The sequence below is a fragment of the Lysobacter sp. TAB13 genome (assembly GCF_052113885.1).
In the GTDB taxonomy this organism is placed as follows: Bacteria; Pseudomonadota; Gammaproteobacteria; order Xanthomonadales; family Xanthomonadaceae; genus Lysobacter; species Lysobacter gummosus.
On record NZ_JBFRDR010000107.1, the window covers coordinates 1 to 562 of the forward strand.

Here is a 562-nt window from a genome sequence, read left to right on the forward strand (position 1 = left end):
GAAGGTGAGGAACGCAGCTGGTGGCGACGTGCGCCCCCGAGTCGCGGCCGCGATCTGCTCGGCATGGGCCTGATCCGGGCGGACTCCGGTGATCAGCGCAACGCACATCGCCAGCGTTGCGACCACGGCACGTGTCGTCATGATCCGTCCTTCGCAAGCGTACTGAGTATCGGGGAATGAAATTCGGGATGCCCGCCTTTGATTAAGGAAGTGGGCAATTCTGTGATTCGCCGCCAGATTTCTTCCGCAATCCACAGAGCTCCGACAGCGCGACACCCTTCATGCAGTGGCTGTCGCGGTCCGCGCGTTCACCGGGAATGCAGGGTTGGCCGACCGGATTCGAGGAATCGTCGCAGCCCTGCGACGCGCGCGAAAATCGCCCTCACGGCTTGAAGAGCGGATGCTCCACCTTGTCGCCCGGCTTGATTCCGAGCTTGGCGGCGACCCCGCCATTGATCTCGAGGACCGAGAGCACCGGCTCGCCCGAGGGAATCGTGCGCGTCGAGAGCGGCTCGGTCTGCGCGGCAATACGAACGACGGTTCCGTCAGCACGGATGAACAG

The 562-nt window shown here is 63.7% G+C and carries 1 protein-coding gene; it reads right to left on the reverse strand.

Translation table 11 applies throughout. The annotated features are described in order from the left end of the window. Positions 1 to 382: 382 nt before the first annotated feature. Positions 383 to 562: DUF192 domain-containing protein (locus AB4Y92_RS25345; protein ID WP_441822125.1), on the reverse strand; the 180-nt coding region annotated here is incomplete at its 5' end.